At 39.2% G+C, this 17,059-nt stretch carries 14 protein-coding genes; 4 read left to right on the top strand and 10 right to left on the bottom strand.

From position 1 onward, the window contains the following. Positions 1-139 precede the first annotated feature (139 nt). The gene (locus AC106K_RS26095; protein WP_482448531.1) at positions 140-1,144 is read left to right on the top strand and encodes a M43 family zinc metalloprotease; all 1,005 of its coding nucleotides are present in this window, start codon (positions 140-142) and stop codon (positions 1,142-1,144) included. Between the two features lie 93 nt (positions 1,145-1,237). Continuing rightward, positions 1,238-2,623, top strand: a complete 1,386-nt coding sequence (locus tag AC106K_RS26100) for a phosphatase PAP2 family protein (protein WP_482448533.1) — start codon at positions 1,238-1,240, stop codon at positions 2,621-2,623. Between the two features lie 38 nt (positions 2,624-2,661). On the opposite strand, the gene AC106K_RS26105 is transcribed toward AC106K_RS26100, so the two are convergent. Together AC106K_RS26105 and AC106K_RS26110 are read right to left on the bottom strand one after the other, a co-directional pair. Further along, on the bottom strand, positions 2,662-4,527 hold the full coding sequence (locus tag AC106K_RS26105) for a M1 family metallopeptidase (protein WP_482448535.1): 1,866 nt from the start codon (positions 4,525-4,527) through the stop codon (positions 2,662-2,664). A 108-nt stretch (positions 4,528-4,635) separates the two neighbouring features. Then, positions 4,636-7,005, bottom strand: a complete 2,370-nt coding sequence (locus tag AC106K_RS26110) for an outer membrane beta-barrel family protein (protein ID WP_482448537.1) — start codon at positions 7,003-7,005, stop codon at positions 4,636-4,638. Positions 7,006-7,210: 205 nt separating this feature from the next. Between AC106K_RS26110 and AC106K_RS26115 the strand changes: the two genes are divergently transcribed. After that, positions 7,211-8,539: a sensor histidine kinase gene (locus tag AC106K_RS26115; RefSeq protein WP_482448539.1), complete on the top strand. Its 1,329-nt coding sequence runs from the start codon at positions 7,211-7,213 to the stop codon at positions 8,537-8,539. Between the two features lie 57 nt (positions 8,540-8,596). After that, complete coding sequence (locus AC106K_RS26120) at positions 8,597-9,295, top strand: response regulator transcription factor (protein ID WP_482448540.1); 699 nt, start codon at positions 8,597-8,599, stop codon at positions 9,293-9,295. Here the strand turns inward: AC106K_RS26120 and AC106K_RS26125 are convergent. The 8 genes from AC106K_RS26125 to AC106K_RS26160 form a co-directional block, all read right to left on the bottom strand. Continuing rightward, positions 9,290-10,117, bottom strand: coding sequence for an endonuclease/exonuclease/phosphatase family protein (locus tag AC106K_RS26125; RefSeq protein ID WP_482448541.1), 828 nt, complete (start codon positions 10,115-10,117; stop codon positions 9,290-9,292). The two genes, AC106K_RS26120 and AC106K_RS26125, sit on opposite strands and share 6 nt — an antisense overlap. A gap of 66 nt (positions 10,118-10,183) precedes the next feature. Continuing rightward, complete coding sequence (locus tag AC106K_RS26130) at positions 10,184-10,387, bottom strand: hypothetical protein (RefSeq protein WP_482448542.1); 204 nt, start codon at positions 10,385-10,387, stop codon at positions 10,184-10,186. 2 nt (positions 10,388-10,389) lie between these two features. Further along, entirely contained in the window at positions 10,390-11,646 is a 1,257-nt protein-coding gene (locus AC106K_RS26135; RefSeq protein WP_482448543.1) for a S8 family peptidase, read from the bottom strand. 12 nt (positions 11,647-11,658) lie between these two features. Then, positions 11,659-12,237: a hypothetical protein gene (locus AC106K_RS26140; protein ID WP_482448545.1), complete on the bottom strand. Its 579-nt coding sequence runs from the start codon at positions 12,235-12,237 to the stop codon at positions 11,659-11,661. Further along, the gene (locus AC106K_RS26145) at positions 12,237-12,935 is read right to left on the bottom strand and encodes a hypothetical protein (protein WP_482448546.1); all 699 of its coding nucleotides are present in this window, start codon (positions 12,933-12,935) and stop codon (positions 12,237-12,239) included. Before AC106K_RS26145 ends, AC106K_RS26140 begins: the two co-directional genes overlap by 1 nt. 15 nt (positions 12,936-12,950) lie before the next feature. Next, on the bottom strand, positions 12,951-13,838 hold the full coding sequence (locus AC106K_RS26150; RefSeq protein WP_482448547.1) for a DUF2589 domain-containing protein: 888 nt from the start codon (positions 13,836-13,838) through the stop codon (positions 12,951-12,953). 177 nt (positions 13,839-14,015) lie between these two features. Further along, complete coding sequence (locus AC106K_RS26155) at positions 14,016-15,953, bottom strand: M1 family metallopeptidase (RefSeq protein WP_482448548.1); 1,938 nt, start codon at positions 15,951-15,953, stop codon at positions 14,016-14,018. 83 nt (positions 15,954-16,036) lie between these two features. Then, positions 16,037-16,918, bottom strand: coding sequence for an SDR family oxidoreductase (locus tag AC106K_RS26160; RefSeq protein WP_482448549.1), 882 nt, complete (start codon positions 16,916-16,918; stop codon positions 16,037-16,039). Between the last annotated feature and the right edge of the window lie 141 nt (positions 16,919-17,059).

Genomic DNA, 17,059 nt, shown 5'->3' on the forward strand with positions numbered 1-17,059 from the left:
TTAACCAAAATTCAACACAAACTAAAAACAACAATAATAAACGCAAATAAAACCGGAATAAAATAAATATTATAAAATTATTTTGCTGATTAATTAAAAATTAAATAAATTAACACTCTCACAATTCAAAATAACGATTATGAAAAAACTTTTTTTTGGAGCACTTATGCTCGGCCTAATGTCTGCCTGTAACAGTGACAACATTAACAATCAAAATGAAACTCCGGTTGACGAACCCTCTCTTTCCGCAGGAATTGCCCAAAGAGGATGTGCTTCTGAGGAAATACGACAAGAAGCTTTAAAAAACAGCCCTGAACTCAGACAACGATTGGTAACATTGGAAAATAATACCGAAAAATTTGCCAACAACCTGGCTTTAGGAAAAGTTCTTGCTGATGGCACCGTTGAAATTCCGGTTATAGTGAATGTTTTATACAAGACTACAGCAGAGAATGTTTCCGATGCAAGAATCGCAGAACAAATCAGTGTCCTGAACGCTGACTATTCCGGTACAAACAGCGATGCCAGCAAAATCCCTTCAGAATTTAAAACTATTAGTTCCGGTGACACGAAGGTAAAATTCAGGCTGGTAAATACCGTCAGAAAATCGACTTCAAAAACAAGCTGGGCAACAAATGATGACATGAAAAAAGCTTCCAAAGGAGGTATTGATGCTACTAATCCCACGAATTATCTGAACATCTGGGTAGTTGGTAAAATGACCAGCCAGGGGAGAACTATTCTTGGATACGCTACATTTCCTGAATCTGCCGGATTATGGAATGATGGCGTTGTCATCGGAGCTCCCTATTTTGGAAAAACCGGAGCTTCATCTCCTTTTAACTTAGGAAGAACAGCAACTCATGAAGTGGGACATTATCTAAACCTAAGACATATTTGGGGAGATGCTAATTGTGGAAATGACCTGGTAAGCGACACTCCTACACAGACAACAGCTAATTATGGTAAACCGGCTTATCCTCTTTACAATACTTGTGGAGGTGTCAACCGATCTGTGATGTTTATGAACTATATGGATTATGTAGATGATGGTGCCATGTTTATGTTCTCTGCAGGCCAAAAAACAAGAATGCAGTCTGTGGTGGCTTCTTCTGGCGCAAGATCCGGATTAAGAGTGTATTAAATTATACTATTTTTAAATATTTAAAATCTATCTCATCTATGGGATAGATTTTTTTAATATTTTTACGCCACTAAAATTTCATGGTCACTAAGGATGAAAAAATTAGCATTAGCATCAGCAATACTGTTGCACTTCCATTGTTATAAAGCACAGGACACCATTCACACCAGAAATCTAAAGGCAGATCTTGCCATGATTCACCCTGATAATCCCTTTCAGGAAAAAACACCTTTCTTTAAAAAGGAATGGGTGAAGAAATCTGTGGCGCCTGCCATACTTTTCACGGCCGCCGCCGCAACCTGGGGAGAAAAAGAGAATATCCGCGAGGTAAGAAACCGATATTTGCCCAATTTCAAGGTCAAATACGACGATTATCTTCAGTATGCCCCTGCGGCTACCGTTTATGGATTAAAACTCGCCGGAGTAAAAGGGCGAAACAATATAGGAAGAGCTACCTTGTCTTATGGTACCAGTTTAGTCATTATGGCCATTTTAGTGAATTCTATTAAATATACTGCTAAAGTGGAACGTCCGGACGGTTCCAAAAATAACTCTTTTCCATCAGGGCACGCTGCGATGGCATTCACCAATGCGAGTTTTCTACATAAAGAGTATGGTATGGTAAACTCAGCCTATAGTATTGCAGGATATGGTTCTGCCACCCTTACAGGTCTTGGCCGAAACCTGAATAACAGACACTGGGTTCCGGATATTCTTGCCGGTGCCGGTATCGGAATTATATCAACAGAGCTTGGGTATTTTTTCATCGATAAAATTTATAAGAATAAGGGAGATAATTTAAGCATCTTATCCAGAATACAAGGAAATGATTATCCTTCATTTCTTGCTCTGAAAATGGGTACAGCATTAGGTACCACCAACTTCCTGAGGGAATCTGAACTGGATGACAAGAAGCAAGTCGGTTTTGAAGGCGGATTGGAAGGCGCCTATTTCTTTTCAAAAAAATGGGGTGTGGGAGCGGATATAAGTTTCAGCAGCTTCCCTATTAAATCTCAAAGAATCACCTTTGATGACGGACAGGGTTTTGGTGACCACGAAATCAAAACGCAATCTCTGGGATTCCTGGCTGCAGGGATAGGCCCTTATTATTCTCATGAATTTTCTGATAAATGGCAGCTTACTTTAAAGGCAACGGCAGGATATTCAGCGACCGCGAGTGGAAAAGTATTTGTAAAAGGAGATGGTATAGACACTCCTACTCATGAGCTTCAGATAGCCCGATACAAACCGAAACCAGCTTTCCGTTGGAATACCGGAGCTTCTATTACCTATAAATTCAATCCGGGATTAGGACTTACACTGTATTCTGACTACAACCAGATCAACTCTACCATCCGTTATCACTTCAGTGACGACATTAAAGAAAGTGAAGAACTTGATCAGGAACTTAACCACATGATTGCTAAAGAAAAAATCAATTATGTTACCTTAGGCTTACGGTTAACGGCCTATTTTTAAAATAAAAAAGCCTTCAGTATTATTGAAGGCTTTCATTTTTATAATGTTTTAGTGTTATCTTCCGGAGTATAATCCATGAAAAGATCACCGTCCAGCTTCACCGATTTTACTTTTTTCTTGATAGGAATCACAAGATCGGTCATTTTCTGATCTTTTTCCCAAACAGAAGGTGAAAAATGCAGTTTCTCGGTTGTTCCGTCTTCATAAGCCAATAAAGCATCAAACGGAATCGCAAAACCACCTACGTTCACTACGTTTACAGTAAGCAAATCATTCATTTGTGAAACTTTCCCCACTTTCAAATCAATATAATTATTGGTATAAAACCAATTATGGAAAAACCAGTTCAGATTTTTTCCGGAACCTGTATTCATTGAATTAAAATAATCCCATGGCACAGGATGCTTCCCGTTCCAGTTATTCATATAGTGATGCAAAGCCTTTTTGAATAAGTCATCTCCCAGATAATCTTTCAGAGCCAGATAGGACAGAGAAGCTTTCACATAAGAATTGTTTCCGTACCCTGCACCGCTTACCTGAGTACTCATGGTAATCACAGGCTGATCCTGTTCTGCTGAAGGATCATTGATCCATTTTTTAACCCTGAAGTTTTTATAAAACTCTTTGGCAGCTTCTTCTCCGTTTTCATCAATTCCGATAAGGTATTCCAGGGTGGTGGCCCAACCTTCATCCATAAAGGCATATCTCGTTTCATTGATTCCCATATAAAAAGGGAAATAGGTATGGGCAATCTCATGATCTGCCGTAAGCCTGGCATCCCTCAGGTCATCAGGAATACTGCTATCGTTGATCATCATTGGATATTCCATATCAGCATATCCCTGAATGGCAGTCATGGCATTGTAAGGATATTCTACGCCCGGCCATTTTTTGGAGAACCAATCCAGGTTATAGCGCATCCAGTCTACATAATGTTCAAAATCTTTTGCCCCGTTTTTATACCCGGCCTGCACACTTGCTCTTTTAGTTTTCAGCTGTACACTTGCGGCATCCCAAACGTAATGGTTGCTCATGGCAAAGCAGAAATCTGTAATATGATTGGCTTTAAATTTCCAGACGTTCCATTTATTCTGACGGGTTACTTTCCCGGACTTCATTTCCTGCTCTGTTGCAATGTGCATTACTTTATCACTCTTCAGCGACGCTTTATATCTTTTCAGATATTCCGGCTGAAGGACATCGTCAGGGTTCAGAAATTCACCGGTTGACCAGACTACATAATTTTTGGGGGCTGTAATCGCAAAGCTGTAATCATTGAAGTCGTTGTAAAACTCCTGTCTGTCTGAATGTGGAAGCATATCCCATCCGTTATAATCATCGTAAACTGAAATTCTGGGGAAAGAATAGGCTACATAAAACGTTTCAGGATCTATCTGCCCTTCTCTTCCACTCTGTACAGAAAGAGGATATTCCCATTCTATTTTTACCTCAGCTTTAGCTCTTGATTTTAAAGAGGATTTTAGTTTTACTTTTTCAACAGTTCCCCAGTCATCACTGTTAATATCATACTTCTCCCCATTCACGATGAAAGATTTGATCTTCAGTCCAGAGGAAAGAAAATCCTTAGATACAATCCCTGATCTTGGTGATTGTGGCTTGTGCAGATTATTTACAAATCTTATAGCCAGTTCATTCAGCTGATCCGGGCTGTTATTTGTATAAACAATCGTTTCTTTTCCGGAAACCATCTTTGTACCGGCATCCACTTTTACGTCTACATTGTAAATTCCCTTATTCTGCCAATAGTTTTTGCCCGGTGCTCCTGATATATCTCGCGTTCCTTTATCATAAGCTTTTCTGATATTTCTCGGCATATACAAGTCCTGTGCAGAGAGCTGCATCAAAGAAACCACCATCAGCATTCCGGAAAAAATTTTCTTCATAACGATCCTTTTTAAAGATAGGTATCAAAAATAGCGAAAATGTAACACTGGACGGTAATTTCTTTTGTAATAATGTTTTATGACAGATTATTTTTTGTTTAAAATATTCTATAGCCTATCCTGCTCTGCTGCCTTTTTGATCGTTTTTACATTCTTCACGGATTGATTTCCAAAATTGAACTTCAATGAAAGTGTAAAGCCTTGTGCATCTGTATAATCAAGGAAATAATTATCCTGGTTCGCATATTTCGTACTCACTTTCTGGCCTGTTGTTCTGAAAATATCACTGACGATAAGCCCCGCTTCAAGCTTTTTATTAAAGAACTTCCTATTCATCACAAAATAAGCAGACCATGTACTGGAAATTCTGAAAGGCCCCTGAATTCCCGGAGAGTAATAACGGTGTCCCATCTCCATTTTCCAGTCGCTGGCTTTATCTAAAGTAAAGCTTGTAGAAATATTGGAATTCAGATTCCATACTTTATTCTGACGCAGGATTCCGTCAACACCGTTGAAATAGTTTTCATTATGCTCCAGATTTTCAGACACAATAATATTCCACCATGGTTTTACCTCGAAATTTTTGTATAAACTCAAGCCAAAAGCCTGTCCTTTCTCGATATTGGTAAAATGGTACACCACATTGTTCGTCGCCGGTACCTGATACGAAATCTCCATAGCCGGATACTGATCTTTACGGTAATACAGATCCACATTCCAGTTTTTCCAGGAGTAGCTCAGGTTCAGATTATGCGTAATCGTTGCTTTTAGCTGGGGATCTCCCTGGAAATATGAGAACAGGTTATAATAAGATTTTGCCGGATTCAGCCATGAGTAAGAAGGTCTGCTGATTCTTTTGCCGTAGGAAAATCCGAATTCCTGTTTATTTTCTGTGGTATACTGGGCATAAAAAGTGGGGAAAAATTTCCAGTAATTGCTTTTATTAAGTTCATAAGGTTCAGAGACGATTCCTTCAAGATTGGTCATTTCAGCACGCAACCCACCTTTGAAGTTCCATTTTCCGATGTTGTAGGAAAGTGAAGAATACAGGGCAAAATTATGTTCCTTATAGTCGAAGATACTGCTCTTTTCAGGTCGGTACTCCAATACTCCATTTTCATTATCTGAAAAATTCAAAATACTGTTCGTCTTTACAAAGCTGTATTTTGCTCCGGATTCAAGTTCCAGTTTGTCGCCTTTCCACTGATAATCCAACTGCGTAGAATACAATTGTACATCTGCTTTATTCTGCGTCATGAAATTTTCTTCTCTTGGCAATTGGCCTGCAAAATTCAAGTGGGTTGCTACATTCTGATATTTGCTTGCATTGTTCCCAGTAAAGTAATTGATCCAGGACAAACTGCTTTTCTTATTCAGTTTCCGGTCTATCTGAAAGCTTAAAGAATTATTGATGGAACGGGAATGATGATCATTGATCGTCCTGTAATCAGACTCTACAATATCCTGTGCATTGTAGATCAGAGTGGGAACATTGTAGGTTCCAAAAGATTTCGGAGCAAAAAAACCTGAATAATTGAGGCTTAGGTTAGTGAGACTGTCTATCTCATACTCCACATTGAAATTCAGGGTGTTCTGGTTATTGTTTTTATCCTTTCTGTTCATGGTACTGATCCATCTGGTCTGACTTTCCTGATAATTGACAAAGTCTGTTCCTTCCCGGTAGTAGGTCCCTAAGCCTCTGTAATAGCTTGCCATTACGGAAAGCTTATCTTTTTTATAATATTGGGAAAGGCCAAAGACACCTTTCGCATATTGAGTCTGTACATATTTGGAAGAGAGAATTCCCCGGTAGCCTTCGATCTTGTTCTTTTTCATAACAATATTCAGCACGGCACTTCCGGAGGCTTCATATTTGGCGGGGGGATTGGTGATGACCTCCACAGATCTGATCTCATCTCCCTGGGTATTTTCCAGGAGGTTCTTGAGCTCATCTCCGGTCAGCATTACTTTTTTATCATTGATCGTCACCAGGATTCCTGCACTTCCTTTTACGGTAAGCACGTTATTGTTTACACTTACATTGGGCGTATTCTTTAAGATCTCCCAGGCATTCAGTGAAGAAATATTGCTGTTTTCCACATTAAATTCCAGACGGTCTACTTTTCTTTTCACCAACGGCTTTCTTTTCGTCATGACCACTCCTTCTATTTCCTGAGATTCTTTTTTAAGGATGATCTGTATGGCGTCAGCACTTTCCAGGTCCAACATCTTTTCATACAAAGAATATCCTTTCCCCATAGCTACCAGTTTTATATTCGGCTCTGAAATACCCTCCAATATAAAACTTCCGTTGCTGTCTGTTTTCAGCTCTTTGATCAGCTCATTTTTTGAATTGAAAAGCTCAATCTTCACGGCTGAAATTTTTTCATGTTCCAGATTTTCAACCGTTCCGCCAATCTTTTGTTTCTGAGCGAGGGTTAGTATCGGTAAACACAGGAAAAGAATAATCTTGTTCATAATCATATGGTTTTTTTGATGTAAAACAATACTGCTCTTGTTCTACACCACAAAATTCTATATTGGGCAGGAGAATTTCGGTTAATGGAAGGTTAATGATGGGTTAATGTCTGTTTCTCTTTTAAAACTGAAATTCTACAGTTAACGAAAGGTTAATGCCCTGATAATATTTCAGGAAAATGGTTAAAACTTTATCTTTGTTTCGATGATAACCAAGAGCAAAAATCTGATCTTCCTCTTTGCCACCTTATTCCTTCTTCTGTTGGGAATACAGGTGTATTTTCTGTACAAAACCTATCAGGTAAAGGAAAGAGACATCTACAGATCAGCCAGCGATGGCCTTGCGAGCTTTACGGACAAGCTTGAGAACATCCATGATGCCAAGGAAATGAAAAGTGATACACTTCAGAGAATCATCAGCAGATATTATAATAAGGAGATCAGTCAAAAGGAATTCATCCATCATTTCATAGAAGACAGGAAGGCTTCCAGAAAAAGGCTCAATGATTATATAGACAGCCGCCTGAAAAAAGACGGGTATAAAATCTCCGCAAGAATTGAATACACTTCTATCATTCATCTTCCGGACAGTACAAAGCTGATCAATCAGCCCATCATCATTTATGAAACAAAAGACAAGGTCAAAAAGCCCAAGGTAACCAGTACCGGAACCTGGAGAACCTCTTCTACCAAGGAAACCAAAGAAAAAGAAAACAACCGGGAGAGGGAAACATTTTTCGTCACCAGCAAGACCGATTTTGAAATAAAAAATATAAAGGCTCTTGTCTTCAAAGAGCTTACTTTATTGATTATCTGCTGCATTATCCTGCTTGCCAGTGTACTGCTTTTATACATTTTCACCCTCAACAACCTCATCAAACAGCAAAAGCAGGTTGAAGTTCTCCACACCGTTGTGGATAATATTTCCCATGAGTTTAAAACGCCTATCGCAACTTTAAAAATAGCGTCCAAAACATTGAAGAAAGGCTGGAATCCTGATACGCTTCCTCTTATTGACCGACAAATTTCGCGGCTTGAAAGTTTAATGTATCAGCTTCATAACGATGAACCCCCTAAAGAAATCATTGCTGTAAAACCGGAAGACTGGGACTTTTTTATTCAGGATCTTGTTTTTACTTATCCTCAAACAGAATTTAAATTCGAAAATAAAGTCACTGAAAAGCTTCCTTTTGACAAAAACCTCATGGAGACGGTCATTAAAAATCTTTGTGAAAACAGCATCAAATATGGTGCTTCCATGGTCCGGGTAAACACCAACAGCTCCGCTCAGCATCTCGAGATCGAAATTTCAGATAATGGGCACGGTATGGAAAGTAAGGAACTTACCAACATTTTTGAAAAGTTCTACAGAATACAGTCTAATAACATCCACAATAGCAAAGGGCTCGGGCTTGGACTTTATTTTGTAAAAAAAATAATTACTTCTTATGGAGGCAAAGTAAGTGTTTCCAGCCAGCCCGGTGTAGGAAGTACTTTTAAAATATCGGTTCCCTATGAAGGTTCTGCCTTGTAAAATCAATGAATACACTTTCAATCCTACAACAGGACAGTTTGAAAAATATAAATAATAATGAGTAAAAATAAAATCCTTCTGGCAGAAGACGATCCGGATTTCGGAATGATCCTGAAACAATATCTGGAACTGGAAGATTTTGAAGTCACCTGGTTTCAGAATCCTGAAGAGATTATCCCTATTGTTTCTTCAGACTTTCCGTTTCACATTGGCATTTTGGATGTCATGATGCCTAATATCGACGGCTTCTCTCTGGCTAAAATCATTTTAAAGGAAAGAAGTAATTTCCCACTCCTGTTTTTAACGGCAAAAAACCAGAAAATAGACAGACTGACGGGGCTAAAAATAGGCGCTGATGACTATATTCCCAAACCCTGTGATCCGGAAGAGCTGGTTTTAAGAATCAAAAATATACTGAAGAGAACTTTACCAGCCATTACAGAAACTCAGATCAGGATTGGAAATTATCACCTGGATACTCAAAAGCTGCAGCTTTCCCATCCCAATGGCAATATAAGGCTTACGGCCAGAGAACAGGAACTTCTTTTATATCTTCTGAGACACAATCATTCTATGATCACAAGAGATAATATTCTGGATAACCTCTGGGAAACCAATGATTATTTTACAGGAAGAAGCCTGGATGTATTCATCAGCAGACTCAGAAAATATTTCAGTCATGATCCGGAAGTAAAAATCCAATCCCTGAGAGGAATTGGATTTGAAGTGGATTTTCCAACTGATGGTTCTTTATAGTGAAAGGTTCACGATAACCGGAAAATGATCTGACGGATACAACAGATTTTCCCTTCTGTCATTGATATGACGGTGAGATCTGATTTTAAAACCTTTGGTAAAAATATAATCAATTCTTTCTTTCGGAACTTCATTGACATTGAATGCCGTGAAGGTTCCTACCGGACCGTAATGTTTGGTTTCGGAATGATAAAAAGTATCTTTCATGTTTTGAGAAAGGATCTTAATTGGTTCTGAATCATCGGTCAGATTAAAATCTCCGCTCAAAGTTACAGGCAGATTCTTCGGATTTAGTTCTTTGATTTTTTTCAGGATCAGTTCAGAAGATTTTACTCTTGCTACATTTCCTACATGATCGAAATGAAGATTCATAGCCAGAAATTCTTTTTTCGATTTCTTATCTTTAAAAACGGCATAAGTACAGATTCTGTTCAGGGCGGCATCCCAACCTTTTGAAGGTTTCTCAGGGGTTTCGGATAACCAGAAAGTCCCTGACTTTACCACCTCAAGTCTGTTTGTATCATAAAAAAGAGCAGAAAATTCTCCTTTTTCTTTGCCATCGTCTCTTCCTACACCGATATAGTCATAATTCTTCAACCCGGCCTTAATATCTTTCATCTGTTCCGGAAGTGCTTCCTGTACTCCGAAATAATCCGGGTGATAATAGGTCAGCAGATCTGCCACATCCTTCTTTCTCTGCGGCCACGCATTTTCTTTATCTGATTCCACATTGAGCCTGATGTTGAAACTCATTACGGTAAGGTCCTGTGCAAATCCCAATACCGAAAGCATCAGGAACACCATTGAAAATCTGAAATTCATAGTTTATTTTATCAATTAGAGACAAAAATAAAACTTCTCCGCGACAGAGAAGCTCCATTGGTATGATTATATTGTTAAATTATCTCTTTCTTCTTCTACAGATATAAAATACTCCTGAAATTCGGACTCAGAAACCGGAACCGGGCTTTCAAGTTTTACCACGCCTATTGTTTTATAGTGGGCAGCCAGCCTGATTTTTTTAGTTTTGAGAAACTTTTCAAGCTCTTCTAAATTTATATCTTTTTTTAAAACGGCTAAGTAAGTCATCATGTTCAGATTTGTATTAAACCGTTTCCTATATCTCTGTATTTCATGCCATCGATGGGCCTCGCTTTATTCTCAATAAGTTCCCAGATCTCTTTTGCTGACTTCTCAGGAAACTGTTCCATATACAATGCAGCAAGGCCGGAAACATGGGGAGCAGCCATACTGGTTCCGCTCATCGCGTAATAAAAAAACTTTTTATTCTTTGAATTTTTAGGATAGGTACTGATAATGTCTACTCCGGGAGCGCAGACATCTACATTTCCTCCCGTGGAAGGGTTGAGACCGGCATTTGAAAACCTGGCAACCCTCATTTGCCCATCTACTGCTGCCACAGCCATTATTGATTTTGAATTGGCAGGCATGGAAACAGGTTGTGGAATCTGTGGCCTATTGCTGTCATTTCCTGCTGCTGCAATAATAAGGCAGTTATTTTCCAGCGCCCGTTCTCCTATGGTTTCAAAAAGAACCGAAGGCTGATCATTCAGTTTTACCGGAGAAGCCAGTGAAAGGGACAGGATTCTGAATTTTTTCGTAATCGCCCAGTCTATCGCATCAATCACACTGCTTGTAGTACCTCTGCCGCTGTCCGAAAGGACTTTGGCAACCTTAAGATTACAACCATTCGCAATTCCAAATCGTTTTCCGGTGTCACTTCTGATATTTCCTGTAGCAATCCCGGCACAATGAGTTCCGTGTCCGTTGGGATCTCTGTTCCAGTCTTCACCGTCAATGAAAGATTTCCCTTCTATTTCTTCAGACGAGAAATCAGGATGGGAAGTTTCAAGCCCTGTATCCAGAATGCAGATGTCAATTCCTTTTCCTGTATATTGAGCTCTTTCCATTCCGATCGCTTTCAGCCCCCACTCCATTTCAACCATTGATTTTTGAGGCAAGGGTTTAGTGGTCAGAAATTTTTCAAGTTCAGAAATTTTTTCGGAAAGTCCTGCTGACTGTTTTTTGAGTTCGGTGATCAGTTGTAATTCATCGGCGGAGAAAAACTCCCGTTCTTTTTCATAATATACAATAGGATTCGATTCATTCTTCATAGCACTTTTCAATTGCTCTTCATCCATGTTTTCCACTACAAGCACTCCAAGGTTTTTGTACAGAACCCCGTTATCCTGATCAATGATCTGATAAGAGCGGTTTTCTTTGGAAAGAAATTCTGAGGAAGTAATACTCACTTCCAGCTCTTTCTCTACTTTTTTAAGGGAAGTTTTCTGCTGATCCTGCAGCAGAACAATATATCTTTCGGTTTCCATAATGATATTTTTTTAAATTAACTTCAGAAACACTTCTTCCAGAATAAGGAAAATATCTTCCGGAATGACCATCAGTCTCAGTTTTTTGTTAACTCCGGAAATAGCCGTGTTTTGTGTAGTCAGTGAAGTCCAGAAACTTTCAATTTTGGATACAGAGTTCAGTTCTTTCAGTTTTTCATCATCCAGAATACCGTTCTGATACAGAGATACGATGATTCCTGAAATAAGCTCTTCTGCCTCTTCCAGCTTCCTGGTCTCTTTGGTATAGATGTCCATCAGAATATCATAAATACTTTCTATTCCATTGAATGAAAATCCCCAGAGAAGATCCCGCCTGCCCGTGGTTATTTTTTCCATTTTTATAGGATTAAAGCCTCTTTTGACTGTTGAAACCATATTCATAATCTTCAAAACTTCAGATTCGTGGCTGGTATTACCTTTGGTCTTAAAGTACTCCAGAACATTATTCAAAAAGGTATCAAACCTGGAGTCAAAATCAAACGATTTTGATAAATATAAGGTCTGGACTTCATTGAATTCTTCCAGAAGTTCCTTAATTTTCTGTACTGTATAATGAATCAGTTCCTGCATTACTCAAATGTTATCTGTTCTATTTCATTACCATCCTTATCTTTGTATGACACAATCCTTATTCCCTCTTCCTCCATTTCCACATGAAGGTTGATGAATAGCTTATCTTTATCTTCTGCCGCTGAGGTATTGGGATCGATGTAAATATTGTTCAGCTTGGCATTTACCAAGGTATATTTATTCAGCAGCACCCTTGAAAAGATTTCTTTCAGCTCGTCAATTTCTTCTTCATTAGTTCCTTCCTGAGGCCGGAAGATTCCGGAATTAAAAAGTCTGATCTTATTTCTGAGGTCCAGTTTCAATACTTCATTGGTAGGAAGTCTCCCAAACTTCTGATCGTTTTTTTCCAGTCTGCTGATCAGTGATCTGAATTCTTCGGTCTGGATCTGTTTTCTTGAAATCTCAGGAATATTGAGCTTTTTCTCTTTATTGGCCAGACGGATTCTTTCATTCATTTCTAAAACAAACTGATCCTGATTCAGCTTAAAGTTGTATTTAGGGGATGAATCTATATCCGTAATCTTGATCGGGATGTCCATTTTTACGCTGGGAAGAGCATACCGGGGCACTTTAAAATATTTAAGGTACTCGTGGCGGGCATATTCTTTGGCAATAAGAACGGCATTCTCATCAGCTTTTTTACGAGCCTGAATTATCTCGTTGTTGAGATAATCCAGGTAATCTGATAATTTAATCATGTTTCGTAAAATGTATTATTGTGAAAGAAGTCCGAGCACTTTTTCAAGGCCTGCAGGCATTTCGTCATTGGTAGCCCGTACTTTTACGCCAAGAGAGTATTCTTTTTCCACTTTGATCCCTGTACTGGAAGTTCTCTTGTAAGAAACATCCACTTTGAATTTTACAGGCCCAAATCCGCCGGATGCCCCTGCATTGATTCCAAATTCATCACTTACGTCTTTAGTGTACGTGGAATTCAATTTAACATTAAAGTCTACTTCACAGGTTTCAATTCTGAAACTTGGGACATTCAGTAATGCAATAAAAGGAACTGAAATTTCCACATCATCAGGAATGGTCTTAGAATTGTCTGCACTTACTGGCTTATCTGGATCAAAATCCGGGTTAGGAATATTTTTTTTGTATTTGAATTCCGCCATTCTCAGTTTTTTCGGGCTGGCTGCATTAGCAGGATCTGTAAGCTCAAACCCTACTTCATTGATAAAGTTGACTGTTGCAATAGAGGCATTAGACTGCGCTTTTACACAGGCATCCAAAGGTCCGCCGATAATAGTAGCAAAATCAATACTTCCAAGTTCTGCAGCAAAATCGGCACTGGCAGCATCAGAAGTTCTGAAAATTTCGTCATCAGCAGCCATTTTTCCTGCAATCAGCTTCATAATCTCTGAAGAGGCACCGGAAAAGGATTTTTCCCACTTTTCATCATAGTTCTTTTTGAAATCGTCTACGATGCTTAGCAGTTCTTTATTGGTCAATGTTCCCAACTCTGAAGGCTCAATTCCTGATACTTTTTCGTAGACTGCAGGGGTAAGCACTTTTTCTACTCCTGATAAAAGGTCGATCAACTCATTTTTTGTTTTTTTAGCGTGGCTTGCTTCAAGCACTGACTTTAATGTTTCCATGTTTTTTTTGTTTTTAATTAATATTGTTCAGCAAAACTATCTCATTAGCCATCAAAATTCCACAGGAGAACCCCTTCACTTGCCCCGGAAAAACACCCTAAAAATAAAAAGCCTGAACTTATTTGAAGTTCAGGCTTTCCCTATTAAATTTGTTGTACCGCTATTCGCAGCAAAATTTTACGCCGGTGTCAGACTATTATTTTTAAGGTTTACATCCGGAACTACGGAATCCGGATCCAGTTTCACCTCGTTTATTTCTTTATTTGAATCGATGACAAAAGTCCATTCTGTGTTTCTCTTCCAGACCTCAACAGGTATTTTCACCGTTTTTGATGTTCCATCTTTGAATTTTACCTGCACTGTAGTAGGCATTGGCATCTGTCCCAGATTTTCCACAGTAACCTGAACTCCTTTTTTAAAGTCTCCATTGACGTAGCTTACATTCTTTATTCCCTGGTCTATTTTCCATTTATTAAAGAACCAGCCTCTCCAGAACCAGTTCAGCTCTTCTCCGGAAACATTTTCCATCGTATGGAAAAAGTCCCATGGTGTAGGATGTTTAAAAGCCCAACGGTTAATATAGGTTCTGAATGCCTTGTCAAATTTCTCCGGCCCAAGAACAGCTTCTCTTAAAACAGATAGCCCTGCTCCCGGTTTATAGTAAGCCAGAGCTCCTATATTTCTTTCTCTCATATTATCCGGTCCTACCATGACAGGTTCCAGACTGTCACTCATCAGATACATTCCGGATCTGGCAAGGTTACCCTTTTTATAATATTCACCTTTATTAAAAGCCTCTGTGGAAATCCCGTTGATAAAGGTATTGAACCCTTCATCCATCCATGCAAACAACCTCTCGTTTGATCCTACAATCATAGGAAACCAGTTGTGTCCAAATTCATGATCTGTTACTCCCCAAAGATCCTCTCCTTTGGAAGTCATATGACAGAATACAATTCCGGGATATTCCATTCCGCCTTCGTTTCCTGCAACATTAGTGGCTGCCGGATATGTATATTCATACCATTTCTGCGAATAATGTTCTATAGCAGCTTTGGTATATTCTGTAGATCTGCCCCACGCTTTTTCACCTGCACTTTCAACAGGATAGGCAGAAATAGCCAGAGACTTCTTCCCGCTTGGCAGGTTGATTCTTGCCGCATCCAGAATAAATCCTGCGGAAGATGCCCATGCAAAGTCTCTTGTCTGTGTGATTTTAAACTTCCAGGTCTTTGTACCGGTGGCGTTATTTTTACCAATTTCAGATTCAGAACGGATCATTACCGTCTTATCACTGTTTCTCGCCTGGTTCCATCTGTTGATTTCATCTTTGCTGTATACTTCTTTCTCATTAAGAAGTTCTCCTGAAGCCACTACATAATGATTGGCAGGTACGGTAATATTGGCCGTGATATTTCCATATTCCAGGTAAAACTCTGAAGCCCCAAGGTAAGGCAGGGTATTCCACCCCATGACATCATCGTATACACACATCCTTGGATACCATTGTGCCATCGTAAAGATCTTCCCATTTTTCGTTTCCTGTACTCCCATCCTGTCTGATCCGTATTCCGGAGAGATAAAAGAGTATTCAATGGTAATTTTGGCAACTCCTCCTTTTGATTTCAGCTCTTTAGGAAGGTCAATCTGCATTCTTGTATCTGTGATGGTGTATTTTACAGCTTTCCCATCCAGTTTCACAGACTTAATTGTATAGCCTCCTTCCAGCTCTTCACCATGGGCTCCATTTCTGCTGCCATCTAAAGGAACAACTGCATTTCCCCGTGAATCTTTAGCAAACAGATTCTGATCCAGCTGCAGCCAGAGAAAGCTTAGGGCATCCGGACTGTTATTGGTATAGGTAATTTCAGCAGCTCCTGTAATTTCTTTTTTATTTTCATTCAGGCTTACGTTCAGGTGATAGTCTGCCGAGTTCTGCCAATATGCATGACCGGGCTGTCCACTTGCAGAACGGGTTTCTGATCCCATCTGTGGATAAAAGAACGGCTTAAATGCTTCTACATAATCATATTTTGGAGTTTCCTGTGCATATGCGGGGCCTGAAAACATCAAAACCGCAACAGCCGAAACCAGAGTTGGAAGTTTAAAATTCATTTTTAAATTATTATTTAGTACATAGTTATAAAAAAACTCCCGGAATTGTTACATATCCGGGAGCTTTTTATCTGTAAGTTTTATTAATTCGATTTTTTTGCTTTGATCATCGCTTCCAACGCATCCCACATTTCTTTCGGAATCGCTTCAAGCATATTGAATTCTCCAGCTCCCTGAAGCCACTCACCTCCATCGATGGTTACTACTTCCCCATTCATATAAGCAGAATAATCTGAAACCAGATAAGCGGCAAGGTTAGCCAATTCCTGATGTTCTCCTACTCTTCTCAACGGAACTTTCTTTTTCATATCGAATTTTTCCTGAAGGTCTCCCGGAAGAAGTCTGTCCCACGCTCCTTTTGTAGGGAATGGTCCCGGAGCTATCGCATTGAAACGGATACCATATTTCGCCCATTCTACTGCCAGAGATCTGGTCATTGCCAATACTCCTGCTTTTGCACAGGCAGATGGTACTACATACGCAGATCCCGTCCAGGCATAGGTGGTTACAATATTCAGAACAGTTCCCGGAGTTTTAGAGTCTATCCAATGTTTTCCTACGGAAAGGGTACAGTTTTTTGTTCCTTTTAAAACAATATCCAAGATGGAATCAAAAGCAGAATGAGTCAGTTTTTCTGTAGGAGAGATAAAGTTTCCGGCAGCGTTATTCAACAGAATATCAATTTTACCGAATTCTTTTAAGGCTGCTTCTTTCATCGCTTCCACCTCATCCCAGTTTCTCACATCACAAGCTACACAAAGCACTTTTCCTCCAGTCTCCTCTTCCAGTTCTTTAGCAGTGGTTTGCAGTTTCTCCAGATTTCTGGAAGTGATCACCACATGGGCGCCCAATTCTAGAAAGTATTTGGTCATCGCTTTTCCAAGACCGCTTCCGCCTCCTGTTACAATCGCTACTTTATCTTTCAGTGCTCCTTCACGCAGCATCGGTTGTGTATATAGACTCATAAAATATTTTTTCTTAAAAATAATAAATATTAAAATGCAAAGTTTTAAAATACATTGAGAAATAATGTTATAAATAATTATTCTTTACATCAGAAGCCTACCAATAAGTAAAAAAACAACCCGACCATCAATGATCGGGTT

Source organism: Chryseobacterium sp. FR048 (assembly GCF_056844665.1).

Coding starts and splice junctions, on each gene's coding strand:
- AC106K_RS26135 (WP_482448543.1), bottom strand. CDS start 11,646: ATGGAAACCGAAAGATATATTGTTCTGCTGCAGGATCAGCAGAAAACT.
- AC106K_RS26145 (WP_482448546.1), bottom strand. CDS start 12,935: ATGATTAAATTATCAGATTACCTGGATTATCTCAACAACGAGATAATT.
- AC106K_RS26155 (WP_482448548.1), bottom strand. CDS start 15,953: ATGAATTTTAAACTTCCAACTCTGGTTTCGGCTGTTGCGGTTTTGATG.
- AC106K_RS26130 (WP_482448542.1), bottom strand. CDS start 10,387: ATGATGACTTACTTAGCCGTTTTAAAAAAAGATATAAATTTAGAAGAG.
- AC106K_RS26150 (WP_482448547.1), bottom strand. CDS start 13,838: ATGGAAACATTAAAGTCAGTGCTTGAAGCAAGCCACGCTAAAAAAACA.
- AC106K_RS26120 (WP_482448540.1), top strand. CDS start 8,597: ATGAGTAAAAATAAAATCCTTCTGGCAGAAGACGATCCGGATTTCGGA.
- AC106K_RS26140 (WP_482448545.1), bottom strand. CDS start 12,237: ATGCAGGAACTGATTCATTATACAGTACAGAAAATTAAGGAACTTCTG.
- AC106K_RS26115 (WP_482448539.1), top strand. CDS start 7,211: ATGATAACCAAGAGCAAAAATCTGATCTTCCTCTTTGCCACCTTATTC.
- AC106K_RS26110 (WP_482448537.1), bottom strand. CDS start 7,005: ATGAACAAGATTATTCTTTTCCTGTGTTTACCGATACTAACCCTCGCT.
- AC106K_RS26100 (WP_482448533.1), top strand. CDS start 1,238: ATGAAAAAATTAGCATTAGCATCAGCAATACTGTTGCACTTCCATTGT.
- AC106K_RS26125 (WP_482448541.1), bottom strand. CDS start 10,117: ATGAATTTCAGATTTTCAATGGTGTTCCTGATGCTTTCGGTATTGGGA.
- AC106K_RS26105 (WP_482448535.1), bottom strand. CDS start 4,527: ATGAAGAAAATTTTTTCCGGAATGCTGATGGTGGTTTCTTTGATGCAG.
- AC106K_RS26095 (WP_482448531.1), top strand. CDS start 140: ATGAAAAAACTTTTTTTTGGAGCACTTATGCTCGGCCTAATGTCTGCC.
- AC106K_RS26160 (WP_482448549.1), bottom strand. CDS start 16,918: ATGAGTCTATATACACAACCGATGCTGCGTGAAGGAGCACTGAAAGAT.